Origin of the sequence: Paenibacillus amylolyticus, from assembly GCF_050990605.1 — a bacterium.
Classification (GTDB): domain Bacteria; phylum Bacillota; class Bacilli; order Paenibacillales; family Paenibacillaceae; genus Paenibacillus; species Paenibacillus amylolyticus_H.
The window spans coordinates 528586-548251 of record NZ_CP158832.1 but is presented as its reverse complement, the minus strand read 5'-3'; the positions used below and the strand labels follow the sequence as shown (position 1 = coordinate 548251).

The following is a 19666-nucleotide window of genomic DNA, read 5'->3' as shown; positions in this document are numbered from 1 at the left end:
CATTCTGCAAGCAGAATGTTTACTCACTCGTTGTTCAGTTTTCAAAGATCAAACTTGTTTCGTTACCGAATGTCGTTCTCTTCAGCAACTCTTATATAATATCATGTCCGAACCAACTTTGCAAGCTCTTTTTTTAAGTTTCTTTTTTAAGCTTATTTTATTCGCTTGCCGCACCGTGTTTCTCGTGTTTTTTGGGCCGGAAATAGAATATACCATGCAGCACACGTACTTGTAAAGAGTTAATTTCTAAAAATATTAATTCTGCAATTTAACCATATAAGGACAATGAATCTACAATGAAATCACAGGTGCATTTGTATTATCATGTAACTGATCCTCTCGATTTAATCGGTCTTTCTTCTATATATAAGAAGATAACCCTCTCAACTCTCATATACGAGATGAGAAGGTTACCTTCTATAGTATATCTATATTTACTTGCGCTCTACTTTATATCCTTTATCCTCAAGCAGTTTCACGATGCCGTGATCGCCCAAGTAGTGTGCTGCGCCAACAACAATGAAATATTCCTCGCCTTTGCCGTTTTTCAAGTAACCATCGATTTTGTCCGCCATACCAATGTTACGATCAACCAGCATTGCTTTGTTATATTCCTCGTTAGTGGAGAAGCTGTTTGTCAGTTCAAGCAGTTGCTCGTCATTACCCGTTTTCCACATCTCAGCCATTTCTTTCACACTGTTATCCAACACATCGAAGTTTTCAATTGTCGCTTTCAGTGTTTCCTCTTGTGTTTCTTTGGAAAAGTCGTTAAACATGCCAAGTTGAGATTGATAACTCTCCAACTCAATAACTGGAAGTTTGCGCTCGATCGCTTTCTGGATGAAATACAGATCCACTCCTGCTGACGCTTCGTATCCTGCGGTTGTGGACTTCAAACTTGCAAGTGTACTCTCTACTACCCAAGGCTTAAATGCATCCAAAGCGTTAGACTCCAGACCATTTTTCTTCAATACATCACCCAGCTTAGTATACGTTTCACTGGAGATGTGATCTTTCAGTGTTGTACCATCCTGATACGAACCCAGACTCAGAACCAGCTTTTGCTGCTCTTCATCAGCGGCTTTGCTAATATCAATCTCTACCCCCAGATAGTCGGCTTCCGCAAAGGCTTCTTCAAACTCCGGACGCAAGGGATAGAAGCTCTCATCTGCAATATGCATGGACCCTACCAGATAGACCGTGTTGCCATTGCTTTCAACTTCCCACATGAATCCACGTCCACCGGTTTGCGCAGTTTCAGTTGCTCCCCCTTTGGATACCAACAGCACGGTGCGCGTTGCAGCCTCCCAGCGAACTTCATAACCTGCAGCATCACCAACGATGCGGATTGGTGCATACGTTACACCGTTAATCCGTGTAAGCTTGCTTTTGAGTGTAATCGTTTTGCCATCTACTACAGCCGTGATCGTATCATCTGTCGCAGTTGTTAGTTTCGCATCCATAGCATCCAGCGTAGTCCGAAGCGGAACCAATGTTGTGCCTTTATCCAGGATTGGCGCTCCTGTAGCATATTTCACAGCTTGGTCATTAACCTTGACAGATGTTTCTTGTGGAGAAGCCATAGCCGGTACTGCAGATGCGAGCAAACCTACCGAGATTGTAAGAGATAAGAGCATGCGTTTCCAATTCTTCATATTATGTAATCTCCTTTATTGAATATAGTTGCCACTCTAATTTTTAATAGAATGGACATCCTTAGATACTACGGTTAAAGATAGGAATTGGTGCCACTCCGAGAACGGAGCAGCACTTTATTATCCTACCTAGTCTATATCTATCCCTTCTTCAAACACTCATCCTAGATCTTATATGCCTTCATGGCTTTAAACAATTCCTTAAAGGTTGGACGTTTACCGTACATCAACACACCTGTGCGATAGATTTTGGCTGCAAGCCATCCGAAGATGATAATGGATACGATGAGAATCGCTAAGGACGTTAGAATCTCCCAAGTTGGCGCAACTCCTGCGCCGATTCGTACCAGAATCGCGGTCGGCGACGTGAATGGAATGAAGCTTGCGATTTTCAACAACAAAATGTTCGGCGTAGAAATACTGAAGATCGCAATATAGAAGGACACAAGCGACAACATCGTAATCGGCAGGACAGCCTGACCCAGTTCTTCCGTACGACTTACCATTGAGCCAATGGCAGCGAACAAGACGGCATACAGGAAGTAACCCAGAATGTAGAATATGAGTCCGTACACAATAACCGCAATATTCACATCACTCAGACTCATATTGAAATCACCTAACACTGCACGGTTATGCGGCAGCAAGATATTTCCGGCAACCACTGCTCCGAAGATCCCGATTTGCAGCATGCCCACCATGAAAATACCGATGATTTTACCAAACATCTGACTGAGCGGTGATACACTCGTAATCAGAATCTCCATAATACGCGAGCTCTTCTCCGCTGTGATCTCAGAGGCAATCATGTTGCCTGTCATCATCGTAGAGGTGAACAGCAGGATGATCAGCAAGTACACCACAATATAGTTAATCGGGCTCATTGCACCTTCAGACTCAGTACCTGCTCCGCTCTCATCTGTACTCAAACTTTGCTCGGTGAGCTTCACAGGTGTTGTAATCAATTCCTTCTGCTCCGCTGTGAGTACATCCTTCACAACCACATCCAGCTTCACACTCTGCAATGCCGCTTCAATGGATGCAATGATCTGAGGGGATACATCTCCTGCTGAATAGAGAATAGGCTGAGGGAACTCTTGTCCAGCAACGGCTTCAAACTTCAGATAGCCATCGATAAGCCCTGCTTCCGCATCCGCTGCAAGAGCCGCCTCATCTTTGTCTCCACTGGCAATGAATCGATAGGCCTGATCTCCTTGAGCCGCAGAGAAGCTCTCCAGTTTCTCGGAAACTTCAGGCTGCCCTGTACTCAAAAGACCAATATTTACAGGATTGCTGCTTGAAGCTCCACCAATGGAGCCCCCATTAAATAAGGTAATGAAATACGGGACATTGAGTCCGATTGAAATTAAAAGTGCTAGTACAATGGTCGTCACCATGAATGATTTCGTTTTAACTTTGTTTTTGAATGTAAAACCCGTAATCGTTCCCATTTTATTCATTCGACTCACCTACCTCACGAATAAAGATTTGGTTAAGCGTTGGTTCCTTCAGTTCAAAGTGTTCCACTGTCGTCTGAGTCATGGCTGTTCTCAGAATCTCTTGTGCCGCTTCCACCTGACTAATATGTATCAGGTAACCACGCTCATTCCGCTCGACTTTCGTCACACCAGACAACTGCTCGAGTCCTTCCACGTTACCAATCGTACCCAGGAATACCTGTTCACGCGGATACCGGCTCTTGATCTCCTTGATCTCTCCTTGTACCACCGTGTTGGAACGATGCAGAATAGTGATTTGACGACACAACTCTTCAACGTGCTCCATACGGTGTGTTGAGAACAGAATGGCCGTGCCTTCGTCACGTAATTCCTTGACGGTGGACTTGAGTAATTCCACGTTCACAGGATCCAGTCCACTGAACGCTTCATCCAGAATAAGAATCTGAGGTCTATGCACTACCGCTGCGATAAAGCCCATTTTCTGCTGATTACCTTTGGATAACTCCTCGATCTTCTTATCGTAATACTCAGGTACCTCAAACCGATTCAGCCAGTACTTAAGGCTCTGATCTGCGTCCTTACCATTCATGCCACGAAGTCGTGCCAGGTAATTAATCTGTTCGCTGACTTTCACCTTCGGGTACAATCCGCGTTCTTCCGGAAGATAACCCATAATCTGTTGCAGCTCCGTATTGTAGGGCTTGCCGTTGTACAGGATATTGCCTCCGTCAGGGTGAATCAGTCCGAGCACCATGCGCATTGTTGTTGTTTTACCTGCACCATTGGCTCCGAGCAATCCGTAAATCTCCCCCTCTTTTACATTGAGCGTGACTCCATTAACGGCTGTTTTGTCTGCATATTGCTTGACGACTTGCTTCAATTCCAATCGGTTCATCATTATCGTCTCCCTTCGGTTATTTCCACTGTACGGGTGCGTACCCTTCAATCCAGAACGCCAGCACTTCATCTAATTCCAGGTTGCGGATTTTCAATACTCGGTTATTCGAAAGCTCTAGCCTCTCCTGCGCTTCGCTGACCCGGGTTGTAATGACACGAACCAGCCCACCCTCTTCCAAAGCAGATTCCACAAGACCGGGGATACTCTCAGGCCTTAAATCGCCTTCATACCAAACTTCTTTCCACTGATCGAGCACCATATCTTTCTCGGCCATCCCCAGCGACTGACCACGGTGCATCAACACGATGTAATCCGCAAGCCTTTTGACTTCGTCCGCAATATGTGTGGCAATCAGAATCGTGGTGTCACCCCCCGCCATGAAGGTACGGAACTGCTCAACCATCACTTTCCAGGCAAAGGGGTCCAATCCTGATGAAGGCTCATCCAAAAGTAATAGTCTTGGGCGGGATGCAATTGCAGCTGCAATCTCAAATTTTCGCCGCTCTCCCTTGGACATCTTGTTCAGCTTTACATCAACAGGTACTTCCATATCATGAATCAGTTGGTCGAACAACTTCATATCCCAACGGGGGTACCAGTACGCCCGGAAATGGGCTGCTTCCTGTGCTGTTATCCGGTTTTCTTCCGAACCAGCGTTATCTGCCACAAAACCAATCTGTTGTCTCAGTTCGATGGGAAGAGGCCCATCATGCTCCTGACCAAACCATATAATCTGCCCAGCGTCTGGCAGCACCACTTGTTGCAGCATGTTAAGTAGTGTGCTTTTGCCTGAACCGTTGTGACCGAGAATAGCCACTACATACCCTTCCGGGATGGTGAGATCAATCGGGCCAATAACTCTGCGTTTTCGCATTTTGGATACGCCGTTCAACTGAGCTGCTATGGGTTCCACGTATGAATCACTCCCTTACTTCACGTAAATAGCCTTCAGGACTTCCCGGAACAGGCTTTCCATCTCTTCTTCCGTACAGCCTACCGATTTTCCGGACTGCACCGCTGCCTGCATCGCTTCCTGTGCGGCCTTTAATCTATAATTTTCTCTGTCGCCGGCTTCCACCTGGGCCACAAATGTACCTGTCCCCTGCTTCGTACGAAGCAAGCCTTCATTCTCCAGATCCTGATAGACCCGTCTAACCGTAATAACACTGCAATTCAGTGCTCCGGCGAACTCACGAATGGACGGCAAATGTGTTCCCTCCCCCAACTGACCCGTAATTATTAACGATCTTAACTGATTTTCAATTTGGTGATATAAAGGTTCAGCGCTATTTTCATTAATTTGAATGGGTATTTTCACATCTTGCACCTCGCCCTCCGGTACACTCCAGTCTGTTACCTGACCGTGCCGGTTTCCTCCTGTATTCGTACATAAGCTCAATTCTCATTTTAATTTAAATCCCGATGAATCAGCTTCTTCAGTGTCAAGCGACTAAACAGCCATAATCCCGCTACGCCAGCCACCAGAGAAATCCACATGATCGGGGAAAGCAGCCCCCATGATTTACTTCCATCCATTACCATCCGTAAACCATAACTGCCTGACATTCGAATCAGTAAGGATATGCCAATCGCGATGGGTATAAAAAGCGTACTGAGAAGCAAGTATTTTTTGCCACTGTTCAGAAACTCTCCGTAAATATACAATCCTGTTACCAAAAGTCCATAACCTGTACAGGTAAGGCTAAAGGCCAGATACTGATCCCATCGGAATCCTTCGGTATGAAGGTTAACTACATATAACGATCCGTAGAAAAAGATACCATTGTACGTAAACGCCATCAGAGACTGCTGTAGCCTGGACCACATCACCACTTGTTCAGGGATGGGAATTCTACGATAGTAGGCCAGCATCTGCGTATAAGAATCCTCGTGTATGTAACGGAAGGAGCGCCTGCAAAACATAAACCCTTGAAATGGCAACATAATCAAAAAGAAGGAATCCACTACTGGATTAATGAAATCTGTCTGTTGTTGTCCTACTAACATCACACCGCTCATGCTGCCAGTGTATATCATGAATATTGCAGACCATAACCATTGGAGCTTATCCTTACTCGTCTGGCTGCGGGTCAACCACCACGCCTGCTTCCATTCGTTCATATGCATGCCTGCCTTTCACTCATCTTGCTTACTGTGTTTACTGTATATATCAATATACACAGTATATAGACCGAATGCTCATCCCGTCAACCCCTAATTTTCCTGAATCAGGAAGACAGGATGGGATACAGGTCAAATTTACGTTAAAATAAAACACAGCACTGAACTCAGCGAAAGGGAGGTTATTGATATGACTTGGCTGATAGAGCCCGGAATAGTCTTCCTTATCATCATTGGTGTGATCTGGTTGCTCATCCGAAGTGACCGTCAGCGTCACCATCGCGACCAAAGCAGACACCCCTTCCGGCGTAGTAACAGTTATACCGACTCTACCTCAGGGTCCCCGGTCATTATAGGGGATGACTCTCATGAGCGACATCCCAGACATAGCTTTGATCACAGACACCCGGAAACCGAATCTTCTTCAAGCTCTCACCATCACACCAGTGACAGCAGTAGCAGCGACTCTGGAGGAGATAGTGGTGGCGGGGATTAAACATCATTCCCCAATCACAAAAGAAGGGCTGTACCCGTTATTGTGTAAACACAATTCGGGTACAGCCCTTTACCGTTCTCTAGCACCTGTTAGAAGAAGAGGCCTTACGATTAAATGAGGTTATAACCACTAGGCAGACTGCGGTTGGCGCGGATCGCACGAATCTCGGCCAAAGTCAGCCGCTCATTCGTGGAGATCAGAGATTCCACATCATTGCCACGGATCAGATCATCCAAATCTCTCAAGTTAGTGTTGCCGCGGAACACACGGAATCCACCCTGAAAGTTAGGTCGCGTAAACACCACGAGTGTTGCATTGGAACTTGTTGAGAAAAAGCGCAGGCTCTCCACCCCGTCCAAAATATTGTCCAGGTTACGAAGACCTGTGTTGCCACGATAAATGCGGCTTCTCCCCCTGTAGTTCTCTTCTGAATACACGGTAAGACGTGGATACGTTTGACTGACGTTGACTATTTTTTTCATTTTATTTCCCCCTCTCCAACTCATTCTATGAATGAATAAGAGAGGAAGAGTGGACCAATCATCTGCTAGATTCGTCCATTTTCATATTTTCAGAATATGATATTGACACATACACGATTAACCTGAGGTTGTGCCTCTATTTTTATACGCCGAGGATAACTTCCCATACCGGACGTGTATGACCACCAGGATATAAAATATATAGAAGAACATACACAACAACACCTGTTAGCGCTGAACCGAACCAGATCATGGACGTGAACTTGCCCCAGCGGCGATGTGTTCCGAACTTCTTTTTGAACCCCAGCACCAGTGTGGAGATGCCGAATATCGCTGCCACGGTAGCCAGGATAATATGAAAGATCAGAAATATCCGATAAAAGATCTCCAGTTCCGGGTCTCCGCCCCAAGCCGTATTACCCACGAACACCGTTCGCGACATATAGATTACAAAGAAGATTAGAGCTGCAATCGCACCTGCTACCATAGCGGACTGATGAGCCTCACGTTTACCCCGAATAATCAGTACCCATCCAATGCCCACCAGTACTGCACTAATCACAATGAAAGAAGTACTGATCGTTGGTAGCCAAAAATACATATCCATCGTGTGTTCCCCCTCTTGTCAGAACATTACTTCATTATTTGGCAGCCGGATTGAGCGGTCCCCCTGCGCCCCCAGCAGGATACGAATCATCATCATCTTCCTGCTTCTCTTTCCGATACCATTGGAAAAAGACATAAGCCAGCATGGAGGCAAAGATTCCTTCCTGAATAAACTTCATTACAATGCCACCGACCTGCTGATCTTCTTTCGCAGAAGACAGGAAGTTGAAGAACGCAGGCCCACCGAATGAGCGAAGTAACGCTGTAGAATCTCCAGATACACAATAGCGCATGGCTTCAGCCCATACTGCCGGGTTGCTGTACGTCTGATACAATGGCTCGGACGCAAAGATAATCAATCCACACGCAGGCGTAAGCAGCACCATATTCAGAAAAATAAAACCGATCTTGGATAACCCCGACGCTTGTCTACCCTCTGGCAACGGATTCAGCAATGTCCACCACATGAGCATCGAGGTGATGAACAGTGCAATATAATACAACCGGTGAACGGTAAAATTCAGCATGACATAATCATGTACAATCGGTAGGTGATACAGCGAGAAAAGCCCGTTGAAGATCACAGCCGCAACGATTGGATGAGCCAGGAACGATAGCTGGCGTGTTGGCAACCAGCGTACGATTCTGCGCCATACCCAGATCGGCAAACCTTTCATCATCAGCGGCGGAGCTACCAGATAGGAGAACGCCATGCTCACCATGTGGAAGCTAAACATCACGTGACCAAGCAGATTAAAGGGTCCAGCTTGAGCCAGATACAGGACAAACAGCCCTGTAATAAACATGATTTTCTGTGCAGCAGTCGCAGGTACTGCATCCTTTATCTGCTCGCTTAACGGTCCCACAAGCACCAGATAAGCCGCAGCAATAATCAGAAATAATGCCAATATAAGCGGACTCCATAAGTCGTTGAAGCTAAAATATTGCAACCCGAGCATACGGGAAACCTCCCCGTGACCTGATTTGGTTGTTGCCTTCATTCCTTTGTGAAGATTCTTTCGCTAAAAAGGGGAAAAGACGGCGGCAATGCGCCGCCGCCATCTCTTTTACCACCAGACCCAATAGAGTGCCATAATGATGCACGTAAAGGCTACGAAGAAGCCAAAGGCCATGAACAGAATCGGCATCAAATGCCCTTTGTCCTTCATGTGCATCCAATAACCCAATTGAACGAATACCTGAAGAATAGCCATGACGAGCAAAATAACAATCGTAAAGGTTGTGTTGACCCCTCCCGCAGAAGCAGCCGCAAACGCAATCAGCGTGAGAATAATGGAGAAGATAAACACCACGACGTGTTTCTGTGGCCCTTCCGTCCGGTGACGGTGTTTCACAGGCTGTTGATCTGTCTTATCCTGTGCCGACATGTGTTAGCCCACCTTTCCGAGAAGGTACACGACCGTAAAGATGAACACCCAGACCACGTCAATAAAGTGCCAGTACATTGCGGAGACGTATACTTTAGGTGCGGTTACGACCGTCAATCCTTTTTTGAACAGCTGACCGATAATGATTCCGATCCACACAATACCAAAAGCAACGTGGGCTCCGTGGAACCCGACCAGTGTATAGAATGCTGAACTGAATGCACTCGTGGTCATGCCAAACTCTTTATGTTTCACATACTCGTAGAACTCGTAAATTTCCAGTGCGAGAAATCCCATACCCAGTACTACCGTGATGCCAAGCCACAATGCCAGTGCATCCCGCTTGCCCTTATGCATGGCCTGAATGGCAAATACACTCGTCAAGCTACTGACCAAGAGAATGAACGTTGCAGCCGCCACGAGTGGCAAGTGGAACAATTCATTTGCCGTAGGTCCATCATTGGTTTGGCCACGAAGAGCCAGGAAGGTAGCAAAGAGTGTACCGAACAGTACCGTCTCGCCGCCAAGGAACAACCAGAAGGCGATAAGCTTGTTACGGCCTTCCAGCGTTGCTTTCTCCGGTTCATGCGGCAATTTGTCGTTCACCGGTTCGGCATGTGAGGTTGTCATGTTCTAGCCCCCTTCTCATCCTGATCCTCCGGTTCAATATGCCAGCCATGATCATCATAAAGTGAACGAAGTGCCATTGCGCCGAATGTGATTACGAGACCAATTATAACTACAATATAATTGTTAAAAATGACATTCATAAACGCATTTCCGAATTCATCCTTGCTGAACATCAAGCCAAGTCCGGCGATAAAGATACCTACTGACATTACAAACGGCAACGGCGTTGCTGAAGGCATATGAATCGAACCTACAGGTTCTGCCGGTGTCATCTCCGTATGTCCTGCCATCTTTTCCTTCCAATATGCATCAATTCCGCGTACCAGCGGCGTCTGCTTGAAGTTATATTCCGGCGGCGGCGATGGAATAGACCATTCCAGTGTACGGCCGTCTTCCCACGGATCATTCGGTGCGCCAGCTGGTTTTCTCGTTGTGATCACAATGTTCACGAGGAACATGATAACCCCAACACCCATCAGAAATGCACCGACGGAGCTGACCAGATTGAGCAGGTCAAAGTCCTGATTCGGCAAGTATGTAACGATCCGGCGCTGCATCCCCATCAGACCGAGGAAATGCTGTACAAAGAACGTTAATTGGAAACCAATCATAAATGTCCAGAATGTCCATTTACCCAGTGTTTCGCTGAGAATACGTCCGAACATCTTCGGCCACCAGTAATGTAATCCTGAGAACAATCCAAGTACGAGTCCCCCTACAATAACGTAGTGGAAATGGGCTACAACAAAGTACGTATCATGGAACTGGAAGTCTGCCGGAGCAGATGCCAGCATAACGCCTGTAACACCACCCATAACGAAGGTTGGAACGAATCCAACTGCGAACAGGTTTGCCGCTGTAAAGCGGATCTGTCCACCCCACATCGTAAAGAGCCAGTTAAAAATTTTGATCCCGGTAGGTACGGCAATCAACATCGTGGAGATGGAGAAAAGCGCGTTGGCTACATTACCCAAACCTGTTGTAAACATGTGATGCGCCCATACCATGAAGCCCAGGAAGGCAATCAGGATGGTGGCAAATACCATGGAGCTGTATCCGAACAACCGTTTACGCGAGAAGGTCGGAATAACCTCCGAGATAATACCAAATGCCGGCAAAATCAGAATGTATACCTCCGGGTGTCCGAAGATCCAGAAGATGTGCTGCCAGAGTACCGGGTTACCGCCACCTGCTACATCGAAGAAATTCGCTCCCAGTATACGGTCAAACGTCAAAAGTACAAGTCCTACCGTGATGGCAGGAAAAGCAAAAAGGATAATGGCAGATGTAATAAATGTCGTCCATGTAAACATCGGCATCCGCATGTAGGACATGCCTGGAGCACGCATTGTAATAATCGTTGCGAGAAAGTTAATGCCCCCGATGAGCGTTCCCAGACCCGCGATCTGAAGGCCGATGGTGTAGAAATCCACACCATGCGTTCCACTGTACTCACTGCCCGAGAGCGGCGTATATGAGGTCCATCCCGCATCCGGTGCTCCGCCCATAACCCAGCTCAGGTTCAGCAACAATCCACCAAACAGGAATGTCCAGAAACCAAGTGCGTTAAGAAACGGGAAAGCAACGTCCCGTGCCCCGATCTGCAAAGGCACGACAGCATTCATAATGGCAAAAATAAGTGGCATGACACCAAGGAAAATCATCGTTGTTCCATGCATTGTAATCAATTCGTTGAAGACCTGTGCCGATACAAAATCATTCATAGGCTTCATCAGTTGAATCCGAATCAAAATGGCTTCAATGCCGCCGATTCCAAAGAAAAATCCACCCGCAACCAAATAGAGAATGGCGATTTTTTTGTGATCGACGGTGGTAATCCAATCCATCAAGCCCCTGTACCTCTTGACGCTATGCGCATGAGCCAAGGTAGTGTACCCCCTTCTTCGTCCTTGCTGTTCTATTCATAGTCCAATTTGTAGTTGGCCAGATATTCGGCAATTCCGTCGATTTCTTCATCCGTCAACCCAAGATCTTTGGGGTTCGGCATGGTATTGCCCGGCTTCACGGATTGTGGATCATGGAGCCATTCTTTCATGTTATCCAGTACCGGACTACCTTCTTCCTGCCCCTCACGAGAGTTCAGCAAAATGCCTGCGACAGATTCCTTGCCGCCGATTCCTGTCAGGTTAGGTGCAACCGGTCCACCTTGGTCACCAACAGCGTGGCAAGAAAGGCAGTTTGTTTTGAACTTTTCGGCCAATTGAGTGTCTTCAGGAAGGACTGCGGGTGCTTTCATCTGGTTCACCCATCTGTCAAACGATTCCTGACTCACTGCTTTTACCTTAAACTCCATGAAAGCATGCGATCGGCCACATAATTCGGCACATTTACCGCGGTAAACGCCTTCATTCGGTGCAGAGAAACTGAACTTGTTAAGTGTTCCATCCGGGTTTGTGTCCATTTTGCCCGCAAGTGACGGCACCCAGAAGGAGTGAAGCACGTCAGCGGTTTTTAATTCGAATGCAATTTTTGTTCCGGTCGGGATGATGAGATCTTGAGCGGTGGTTACGTCATATTGAGGATAAGTGAATTCCCACCAGTACTGATGCGAGGTGACTTGGACCTTAAGTGCGTTTTTGTCATTGGACAGATCTTCGCCTTGGGCAAAAATCGTTTGGACCGTCGGTACTGCCAGAACAATAACCAGCAATAACGGAATGGCTGTCCATATTACTTCCAGCTTGAAATTACCTTCAACCTGTTCGGGCATCTCAGTCTGCCCGGCTCGTCTACGAAACCGGATCAGAACATAGGCCGCTATGGCAAATACAATGATGAGCACCACGATCATAATCGCGATGGATAACTTCATCAGATCATATTGGCCTTGCGCTACAGGACCCTGAGGTTTCATTACCGACAAGTCTTCCCGCCCGCATGCGGATAGCAGCAAAGAGAACACCGCCAGCAAGGGGAGAATTCGCTTTGCAACCTGCCACTGTTTCATCATTGATCTACCCCACTTTTTTACGTTTTCGTAGATTACCGTTGTCGTTCGGTAGAAAGGCAACAAAAGGTACGTTTCAGCACGATACGCATAATCCTCTTCATCATACAGAACGCTTACAAAAATAACGCTTCCAGTACTCCCGTGATTTCCTGCACAGGGCATGTCTGCGCATTCTTCCAATTCATTCTATATGCTTCAATCACTTATTAAATATAAGTTGAGGGTATGATTTTGTCAATCTTTGGACACATGTTCACAAATTGTTCACTTTATGTAAAAAACCGCTCTACAACTTGATTTGCAAACGATTTCAGTTAAAAATATTACACTCTACATTTGAAAATTTTTGCCAAATTTCGGTGATAAAACTCGATTTATTGGTGATTTTTCTCACATTGAAAACATGCGCTATTATGCAAAAGAAAGATCCACTTTTATGGAAACCCCCTTCCATATCGATTCAGAAAACATACCTATCGCTCCATACCGCTACATTCAAGCTCAAAACAGCATGGAGCATTTCGGAGAAAGTTCAACTCAAATCCTCTTCTTCACTGACTTCATCTCACGTGCCATCGGTCAGAATCAAGGGGCCATTCCCAGTAATCGCAACCGTATGCTCATACTGGACCCCCCAGCTGCCATCTACCGTCCTTACCGTCCATCCATCTTCATCCCACACAACGGCCCCGGAACTGCCTTTTGTAAAGATTGGTTCAATCGTAATGACCATTCCCTCGGTGAGCATCATGCCCGTTCTGCGTTTGCCATAAGGCAACACATTTGGAGGCTCATGAATATATTGACCAATCCCATGACCAATGAGAGGCTTCACAATTCCGTACCGATACAATCTGGCTGTTCGTTCAATGGCGCTCCCAATATCACCGAGTGTATTCCCTGGAACTGCCTGGGCAATCGCCCGCTCAAGTGCCCTCTCTGTGCGCCTCATCAGCTTGCGAATGGATCTGCTCGGTTCACCAATGCCATATGTCCAGGCCGAATCAGCAAGCCAGCCGTCTTTGTTCACCACCATATCGATGGTAACTACATCCCCGCTCGCCAGCTCCTCTTCCCCCGGAAATCCGTGGCAGACCACTTCATTGACAGAGGCACACGTCGCGTACGGATATCCTTTATACCCTTTTTGCTCCGGTGTGGCTCCTCGTGCTGCCAAAAACTCTTCCACCCGCTCATTAATCTCTGCTGTCGTGATCCCGGGGATCATCCACTGTTCAATATGCTGGTGACATCTTCGCAATATTCGTCCAGCTTCCCGCATGTAGCCAATCTCTTCTTTGGTTTTCAAAATAGGGTCCACATGCATTCATCCTTCCCGCTGTAGGTGTACTCCCATATATATGCAGCAGGAACGCAAAAAAAACCGCCTGCCGGAGCTTATCGCCCGAAAGACGGTTCTATTCATTATCGGAACAGTATAATCAGAGTTGTGTGTTGTTTCAGGACACGGAAGAATCCATCTTGACAAGCTCATGCTCAACCACAGAAGTCAATTCTTCCTCGTATCCACCCGTAATCCGGTATTTTCTCACGTACTCCTTCACGAATTTTTTTGGATCTTTAGGACGGAAAATCCGAGTCATTTCCCTCAAACTTTCTTTGACCTCATTGTGACCTTTCGTTGCCATTGTAATTCCCTCCCAAAACGTTGAAAGTGAATGCTCCGTTTAGAGAATGCCGAATAAGTCTTAAATGCCATCCATGAAGTTGTGTGCGCGGCTTAAAGCAAGCTTTAGGTCGGGAACCTCGCTAGAAAGCAAGTACCTGACACTATAAATACCCGATATGATTCGGAATGAATCATAATCTTATTGTAGCATATTCGGAAGTATCTTACGACTTGACGATTTCCTCTAATAAATATAACGGTTTTCATGCCCAAAAAGTTTAATTCCGAATCATATGTTATGAATGTCGCCATTCTATACGGAATTAATATATCCAGCATAACACTGAACTATTCGGGGGATATTATCACGGACAACCCATACAGTTAAATTACTGGTATCCAAAGGAGGCGTCGTCTCATGGACCGCAAAGAACAAGATATGCTGCCCCTTTCGCATGAAAAGGTGGAAGTAGACGGAGTTTACATCAATGAAGCTGGACGTGAGGAACATCTGCACCGGGGGCAACATTTCCCGGCCGATCCCGTTCTAGGCAAGTCGGAATGGAAACTGACCGAATATGCATATGATAATCACCACGAAGGACGAACCGATGAACGTTTGGTTCCCAAAGAAAACGACACCGATAAAAAAGGCAAGATCGACAGCCCACGCAGACAGTTTCAGGGTGGGTAGTGAATATTTTCGTTAAAAGTACCGAATTCTTCATCCGGACAGGGGCAGGTCATGCTGTAACTCAGCTGATCCTGTCCCTGTTTCATGTTTTTGACTGTTCTTTCACTTGATCCTAATAGGCAAATAAATTCACCGGTTCAGTTCTGTCCACCTCCCTCATAGCCTATATAAAAAGGACAAAGGAGGCTGGACCGGATGTCCCCCATGAAATCATCTAGCGGTCTGGATGAAAATATTGCCGGTATGCTCTGTTATCTGTTTACCTTCGTAGGAGGAATTGTCTTTCTCGCTGTGGAAAAGCGGAGCCGGTTTGTGCTATTCCATGCGCTGCAATCAGTAACGGTCTTTGGCATCATTATGGTCGGGCATGTATTGTCGGCTTTCCTTCCGTTGTTTGGCCCCCTCGTGGCATCGCTGTTATCCCTGCTTGGTGTGGTGGTCTGGCTTATTATGGTCGTCACCAGTCTACAGGGGAAATGGCTGAAGCTGCCGTGGGTTGGCGATTTTGCAGAGAAACAGTTACGTCATCTGTAACTTCAGGCATAAGGTATACGTGTTTAAAAAGAAAAGACGGTCCATTTCCGTTCAACCGGATGTGGATCGTCTTTGATTATAACGAGGGAAACGAGTCAACCTATAGCCCTTGTGTCATGAACACGTGGCTCAGAATGCTTTTTACGGATTGGAATGAAACTTAGATAGGTACCACATCTCCATACCCATTCCAGCGGCCCATACTGGAACCAGCGCATCCAGAGGAGCAACCCACCACATGATACCGATCCCCACAATAGAAGCAATGAATGGAACATTCATAACATAAACGGTGCATGTCATAAACCATTCATGCTGTATATCACCATCATTAACCTGATTCATTGTTTATCTTGTGAATCGTCTATTTATAACAGTTAACATAACAATCCTGCTGCATGATAGGTCTAATTCGGCTAATTAAGCTGACTTGCCCGTCTCTCCAAGGATGGCGTCTGCCTGTTGTTCAGCCATCTTGGCAGCTGTATCCTTGGTACCCAGACCGTTAAACAGCAGGTTCATGAAGATCGCCGTGAAACTGCCTGCAATGATACCATTACCGAGCATAATCTGAGCCCAGGCCGGTGCACCTGCGAACAATTCAGGCACAACAGTAACACCCAGGCCCATACCTACAGAACAAGCGATGACAAAAAGATTCTCATGTCTGTTCAGATCGACCTGACTGCCGATAATCCGGATGCCTGATGATACCACCATGCCGAACAAGGCCACCATGGCTCCGCCAAGTACTGCCCCTGGAACGAGCTGTGCGAGGGCTGCAATCTTTGGTACAAATCCAATGACCACCAGGATTCCACCAGCTACCACAATGACATCACGCGTCTTCACACGTGTCATCTGTACCAGTCCTACATTTTGCGAATACGTTGTATACGGGAATGAGTTGAAAATACCACCTAATACAATGGCTAGACCCTCTGCGCGATAACCGCGGGCCAGATCCCTGGAGGACAGGTCCTTGTCCAGGATTTTGCCCAGAGCCATAAATACACCTGTGGACTCGGCCACGCTGACAATCGCCACCAGAATCATCGTCAGAATAGGTACAATCTCAAATGTCGGTCTACCGAAGTAAAACGGCTGAACAACATGGAACCAACTCGCATCGCGAATAGGGGCGAAATTAACCTCACCCATAAATCCTGCTGCCACCGTACCAACGAGCAAACCAATCAGTACCGAGATGGAACGGATAAAACCTGTAGTGAATCGAGTCATTAAAATGATAAAGAGCAGCACGCCGAAACCGAGTAACAAGTTCACTCCGCTGCCGAAATCTTCTGACCCCTGACCGCCGCCCAGATCGTGGAAAGCAACCGGAATCAACGTTAGACCAATAATGGTCACAACGGAACCCGTTACCACTGGTGGAAAGAGCCGAATAAGCTTCCCAAAAATTCCGGAGAAGATCAATACGAACAACCCCGAGGCAATAATCGCTCCGTAAATGGCGGATACTCCACTGTTCATCCCGATGAGGATCATCGGAGACACGGCTTGGAATGCACAGCCGAGCATAACAGGCAGCCCTACGCCGAAATATTTATTTCCCCATACCTGAAGCAGTGTAGCCACACCACATGCGAGCAAGTCAATGGCAATGAGATAGGTTAGTTGTTCCTGTGTAAAACCCAATGCATTACTAACGATCAATGGGACAACGACGGCTCCTGCATACATCGCAAGCACATGCTGTAGTCCGAGGGAGAACGTTTTGATTGGATGCCGATGCCGTTGAAAAATACGTTCGCGTGCCATATTAGTTCGTGCCCTCCTCGTCCGCAAATGTAACCTGTCCATCCGACAGTGCCCCGATGCGAACCAGCGATTCCACACGGTATCCTGCTTCTTTCAGCAAGCGACCTCCCGGCTGGAATGCCTTTTCAATAACAATACCGATACCCACCACTTCTGCTCCAACCTGCTCCACAATGCGAGCCAGACCAAATGCTGCTTCACCATTCGCCAGAAAATCATCAATGATCAGCACGCGATCACCAGGCTTCATGAACTTCTTGGCAACGGTAATTTCATTGGTCTCCTGCTTCGTGAAGGAGTAGACCTTCTCCACCAGAATATCTTCTGTCAGAGTGAGCGACTTCTGCTTCCGTGCAAAGATCAGCGGCACGTTCAGCTCCAACGCGGTCATGATGCCTGGCGCAATCCCAGACGACTCAATCGTTAGCACACGTGTGATATTCTCACCTTCAAAGCGGCGAATGAATTCTTTACCTACTTCCTTCATCAGAACCGGGTCCATCTGGTGGTTCAGAAATGAATCCACTTTGAGTACTTGCTCGGACAGGACGATGCCTTCCTGTCTTACCTTGTCTTTTAACAATTGCATTGTAATTCTTCCCCCTGAATGCCCTCCGCACAGAAGCTCACATGCTCTTCCAATCGCATGGTAAAAAAGCAAAAAGTCCGCCTTTTCACACGCTGCGGAATAACCGGAGACGGGAAAGACGGACTTGTACGTATATGGACAAGCCGTATGGATGCTGCAAGTGTGCTGGATGGACAGAATAATAGAAGTTCAATCCTGTTGTGAGAAACTTCAAACAGTGGAATCGGAAACAGATAAAAGCCACATGAACCTGCTCTTCAGTCAAACTGCCTGAGAATGATCTCATGCCAACCATACAAAACATGGCAACATCTTTCCCGTAGTCCGATCATTCCGGTGATCGGGTAGAGACATGCAGGCCTATTCCTGCACATATACGAGTAACGGCATATTTAATTTTTTGGCTCCATGATTCGTTACAATGTATGATCGCGAACCTGAATGTAAAAGGTTATACATAACTGACAATGTTAGAAGTATACCGAATCGGCGGCGTGAAATAAAGAAGTATTTTCATGGAAGTTGCGGAAACTTGTCTTAATTTGCAAACAGGGGGTGATTGGATTCTATTTTTTATGTACAATATGAGAACGGAAGCGCGGATCTGAACGGAGAATGGATGGAACCGCGGCCTACATTTTCAATTGAATGATCAAAGGAGATATGCAGACATGAAAGGCGTACTTAAAGAATTTAAAGAATTTGCCGTGCGCGGCAACGTCATCGATCTGGCGGTCGGTGTCATTATCGGGGCTGCTTTTGGTAAAATCGTCACTTCCCTTGTAAATGATATCATTATGCCCCCGGTTGGAAAACTGATGGGTGGAATCGACTTCAGTCAGAAAATCATCAACCTGGATGGGGACATCAAAACAGCAAACGGACAGGACATCACCACACTCGCTCAAGCCAACGAAGCTGGGGCTACTGTGATTGCTTATGGACAGTTCATCAACGTCATGATTGATTTTCTTATCGTTGCCTTCTGTATCTTCATGCTTGTGAAGGGCATCAACTATCTCAAAAGCAAAGAACACAAAAAGCCCGAGCCGCAAAAAACGACCAAGGCTTGCAAGTATTGCCTATCTGAAATTCCGGCCGCGGCTACACGCTGCTCGCACTGTACTTCAGAGCTCGAAGCAGAAGGAACCAGCGCTCCGGCATAATCACGATAAACATTTAAAGACGCACCGAGTTGAATTACGGATATAAATCCTGATGCGGGGGACAACCTCATACTTGCTAGGATATATGTATGAAAAGCTAACCATATGGGCTTCATTAACAATGGGTTGCGCAGCTTAAAGGTTTGAAGGTTCCACCGTAAAGGTGGGGCCTTTTTCTATGCCTAACATACAGGTGTTACATGTGCTCCCCCATGAATGTCATTCGCAGCCATGCTCATGAACTAGAAACGACGTGGCAGCAAATGCTCCAGAATCGACTTCAGATCCTTATCTTCCTTGTAAACTTCTTCCCCGGTATCAAGCTCTGTTACGCGAATATAATCAAAGTTTGCCGAAGCATCCACTGGTTTGAACAACAATTGGGCCTCATCTTCCAAACGTACATTGAATCCCATATCCTTAAACATGCTGCTCAACTGACTGTTAGCCGGTTCCTGACCTTGCCCTACAAATATAAGTCCTCTAAGACTTTTACGCTCCTGAGGTTGCGGATAAATCACCTGAAAGTGTACAATGCATTCCATACGATCGTTCCCCTTTCGT

The 19666-nt window shown here is 46.6% G+C and carries 23 protein-coding genes and 1 riboswitch; of the genes, 4 read left to right on the top strand and 19 right to left on the bottom strand.

The window, feature by feature from the left end; translation table 11 throughout:
• Positions 1–434 precede the first annotated feature (434 nt).
• From ABTV53_RS02560 to ABTV53_RS02535, 6 genes are all read right to left on the bottom strand, one after another.
• A complete protein-coding gene (locus ABTV53_RS02560; protein WP_433750266.1) occupies positions 435–1655 on the bottom strand; it encodes a TraB/GumN family protein in 1221 nt (406 codons plus the stop codon).
• A gap of 164 nt (positions 1656–1819) precedes the next feature.
• Positions 1820–3115 (bottom strand): ABC transporter permease, encoded by a 1296-nt coding sequence (locus ABTV53_RS02555; protein WP_433750263.1) that lies wholly within the window; start codon positions 3113–3115, stop codon positions 1820–1822.
• On the bottom strand, positions 3108–4010 hold the full coding sequence (locus tag ABTV53_RS02550) for an ABC transporter ATP-binding protein (RefSeq protein ID WP_433754018.1): 903 nt from the start codon (positions 4008–4010) through the stop codon (positions 3108–3110). Before ABTV53_RS02550 ends, ABTV53_RS02555 begins: the two co-directional genes overlap by 8 nt.
• 19 nt (positions 4011–4029) lie before the next feature.
• Positions 4030–4926 (bottom strand): ATP-binding cassette domain-containing protein, encoded by an 897-nt coding sequence (locus ABTV53_RS02545; protein WP_433750260.1) that lies wholly within the window; start codon positions 4924–4926, stop codon positions 4030–4032.
• Positions 4927–4941: 15 nt separating this feature from the next.
• Positions 4942–5331, bottom strand: coding sequence for a GntR family transcriptional regulator (locus ABTV53_RS02540; protein WP_036613231.1), 390 nt, complete (start codon positions 5329–5331; stop codon positions 4942–4944).
• Positions 5332–5420: 89 nt separating this feature from the next.
• Positions 5421–6134 carry a hypothetical protein gene (locus ABTV53_RS02535; RefSeq protein WP_433750257.1) on the bottom strand — a complete coding sequence of 238 codons (714 nt, stop codon included), beginning with the start codon at positions 6132–6134 and terminating at the stop codon, positions 5421–5423.
• Positions 6135–6324: 190 nt separating this feature from the next.
• On the opposite strand from ABTV53_RS02535, the gene ABTV53_RS02530 reads away from it, so the two are divergent.
• Entirely contained in the window at positions 6325–6630 is a 306-nt protein-coding gene (locus tag ABTV53_RS02530; protein WP_433750254.1) for a hypothetical protein, read from the top strand.
• Between the two features lie 110 nt (positions 6631–6740).
• Here the strand turns inward: ABTV53_RS02530 and ABTV53_RS02525 are convergent, their stop codons facing one another.
• The 9 genes from ABTV53_RS02525 to ABTV53_RS02485 form a co-directional block, all read right to left on the bottom strand.
• Positions 6741–7112 carry a hypothetical protein gene (locus ABTV53_RS02525; protein ID WP_433750252.1) on the bottom strand — a complete coding sequence of 124 codons (372 nt, stop codon included), beginning with the start codon at positions 7110–7112 and terminating at the stop codon, positions 6741–6743.
• 142 nt (positions 7113–7254) lie between these two features.
• A complete protein-coding gene (locus tag ABTV53_RS02520; protein ID WP_433750249.1) occupies positions 7255–7719 on the bottom strand; it encodes a DUF420 domain-containing protein in 465 nt (154 codons plus the stop codon).
• A 34-nt stretch (positions 7720–7753) separates the two neighbouring features.
• Positions 7754–8677: a cytochrome c oxidase assembly factor CtaG gene (gene ctaG, locus ABTV53_RS02515; RefSeq protein WP_433750247.1), complete on the bottom strand. Its 924-nt coding sequence runs from the start codon at positions 8675–8677 to the stop codon at positions 7754–7756.
• 108 nt (positions 8678–8785) lie between these two features.
• A complete protein-coding gene (locus ABTV53_RS02510; RefSeq protein WP_421893030.1) occupies positions 8786–9106 on the bottom strand; it encodes a cytochrome C oxidase subunit IV family protein in 321 nt (106 codons plus the stop codon).
• 3 nt (positions 9107–9109) lie between these two features.
• Positions 9110–9736 (bottom strand): cytochrome c oxidase subunit 3, encoded by a 627-nt coding sequence (locus tag ABTV53_RS02505; protein ID WP_047840264.1) that lies wholly within the window; start codon positions 9734–9736, stop codon positions 9110–9112.
• A complete protein-coding gene (ctaD, locus tag ABTV53_RS02500) occupies positions 9733–11583 on the bottom strand; it encodes a cytochrome c oxidase subunit I (RefSeq protein ID WP_422395265.1) in 1851 nt (616 codons plus the stop codon). Before ctaD ends, ABTV53_RS02505 begins: the two co-directional genes overlap by 4 nt.
• A gap of 71 nt (positions 11584–11654) precedes the next feature.
• Positions 11655–12707: a cytochrome c oxidase subunit II gene (coxB, locus tag ABTV53_RS02495; RefSeq protein WP_047840266.1), complete on the bottom strand. Its 1053-nt coding sequence runs from the start codon at positions 12705–12707 to the stop codon at positions 11655–11657.
• Positions 12708–13272: 565 nt separating this feature from the next.
• Positions 13273–14034 carry a type I methionyl aminopeptidase gene (gene map, locus ABTV53_RS02490; protein ID WP_433750244.1) on the bottom strand — a complete coding sequence of 254 codons (762 nt, stop codon included), beginning with the start codon at positions 14032–14034 and terminating at the stop codon, positions 13273–13275.
• Between the two features lie 133 nt (positions 14035–14167).
• Positions 14168–14356 carry a hypothetical protein gene (locus tag ABTV53_RS02485; RefSeq protein ID WP_017690840.1) on the bottom strand — a complete coding sequence of 63 codons (189 nt, stop codon included), beginning with the start codon at positions 14354–14356 and terminating at the stop codon, positions 14168–14170.
• 399 nt (positions 14357–14755) lie between these two features.
• On the opposite strand from ABTV53_RS02485, the gene ABTV53_RS02480 reads away from it, so the two are divergent.
• Together ABTV53_RS02480 and ABTV53_RS02475 are read left to right on the top strand one after the other, a co-directional pair.
• Complete coding sequence (locus ABTV53_RS02480) at positions 14756–15031, top strand: transposase (protein WP_433750241.1); 276 nt, start codon at positions 14756–14758, stop codon at positions 15029–15031.
• A gap of 195 nt (positions 15032–15226) precedes the next feature.
• Entirely contained in the window at positions 15227–15565 is a 339-nt protein-coding gene (locus ABTV53_RS02475) for a DUF4870 domain-containing protein (protein WP_047840268.1), read from the top strand.
• A 95-nt stretch (positions 15566–15660) separates the two neighbouring features.
• On the opposite strand, the gene ABTV53_RS02470 is transcribed toward ABTV53_RS02475, so the two are convergent.
• From ABTV53_RS02470 to ABTV53_RS02460, 3 genes are all read right to left on the bottom strand, one after another.
• The gene (locus ABTV53_RS02470; RefSeq protein WP_433750239.1) at positions 15661–15843 is read right to left on the bottom strand and encodes a DUF418 domain-containing protein; all 183 of its coding nucleotides are present in this window, start codon (positions 15841–15843) and stop codon (positions 15661–15663) included.
• A 142-nt stretch (positions 15844–15985) separates the two neighbouring features.
• Positions 15986–17347, bottom strand: a complete 1362-nt coding sequence (locus ABTV53_RS02465) for a nucleobase:cation symporter-2 family protein (protein WP_433750236.1) — start codon at positions 17345–17347, stop codon at positions 15986–15988.
• 1 nt (position 17348) lies between these two features.
• Positions 17349–17936, bottom strand: a complete 588-nt coding sequence (locus ABTV53_RS02460) for a xanthine phosphoribosyltransferase (protein ID WP_036613196.1) — start codon at positions 17934–17936, stop codon at positions 17349–17351.
• Between the two features lie 300 nt (positions 17937–18236).
• Positions 18237–18336: riboswitch (purine riboswitch) on the bottom strand.
• A gap of 271 nt (positions 18337–18607) precedes the next feature.
• Between ABTV53_RS02460 and mscL the strand changes: the two genes are divergently transcribed.
• On the top strand, positions 18608–19102 hold the full coding sequence (gene mscL / locus ABTV53_RS02455; RefSeq protein WP_433750233.1) for a large conductance mechanosensitive channel protein MscL: 495 nt from the start codon (positions 18608–18610) through the stop codon (positions 19100–19102).
• Positions 19103–19344: 242 nt separating this feature from the next.
• Here the strand turns inward: mscL and ABTV53_RS02450 are convergent, their stop codons facing one another.
• Positions 19345–19647 (bottom strand): hypothetical protein, encoded by a 303-nt coding sequence (locus ABTV53_RS02450; RefSeq protein ID WP_433750230.1) that lies wholly within the window; start codon positions 19645–19647, stop codon positions 19345–19347.
• Positions 19648–19666 lie beyond the last annotated feature (19 nt).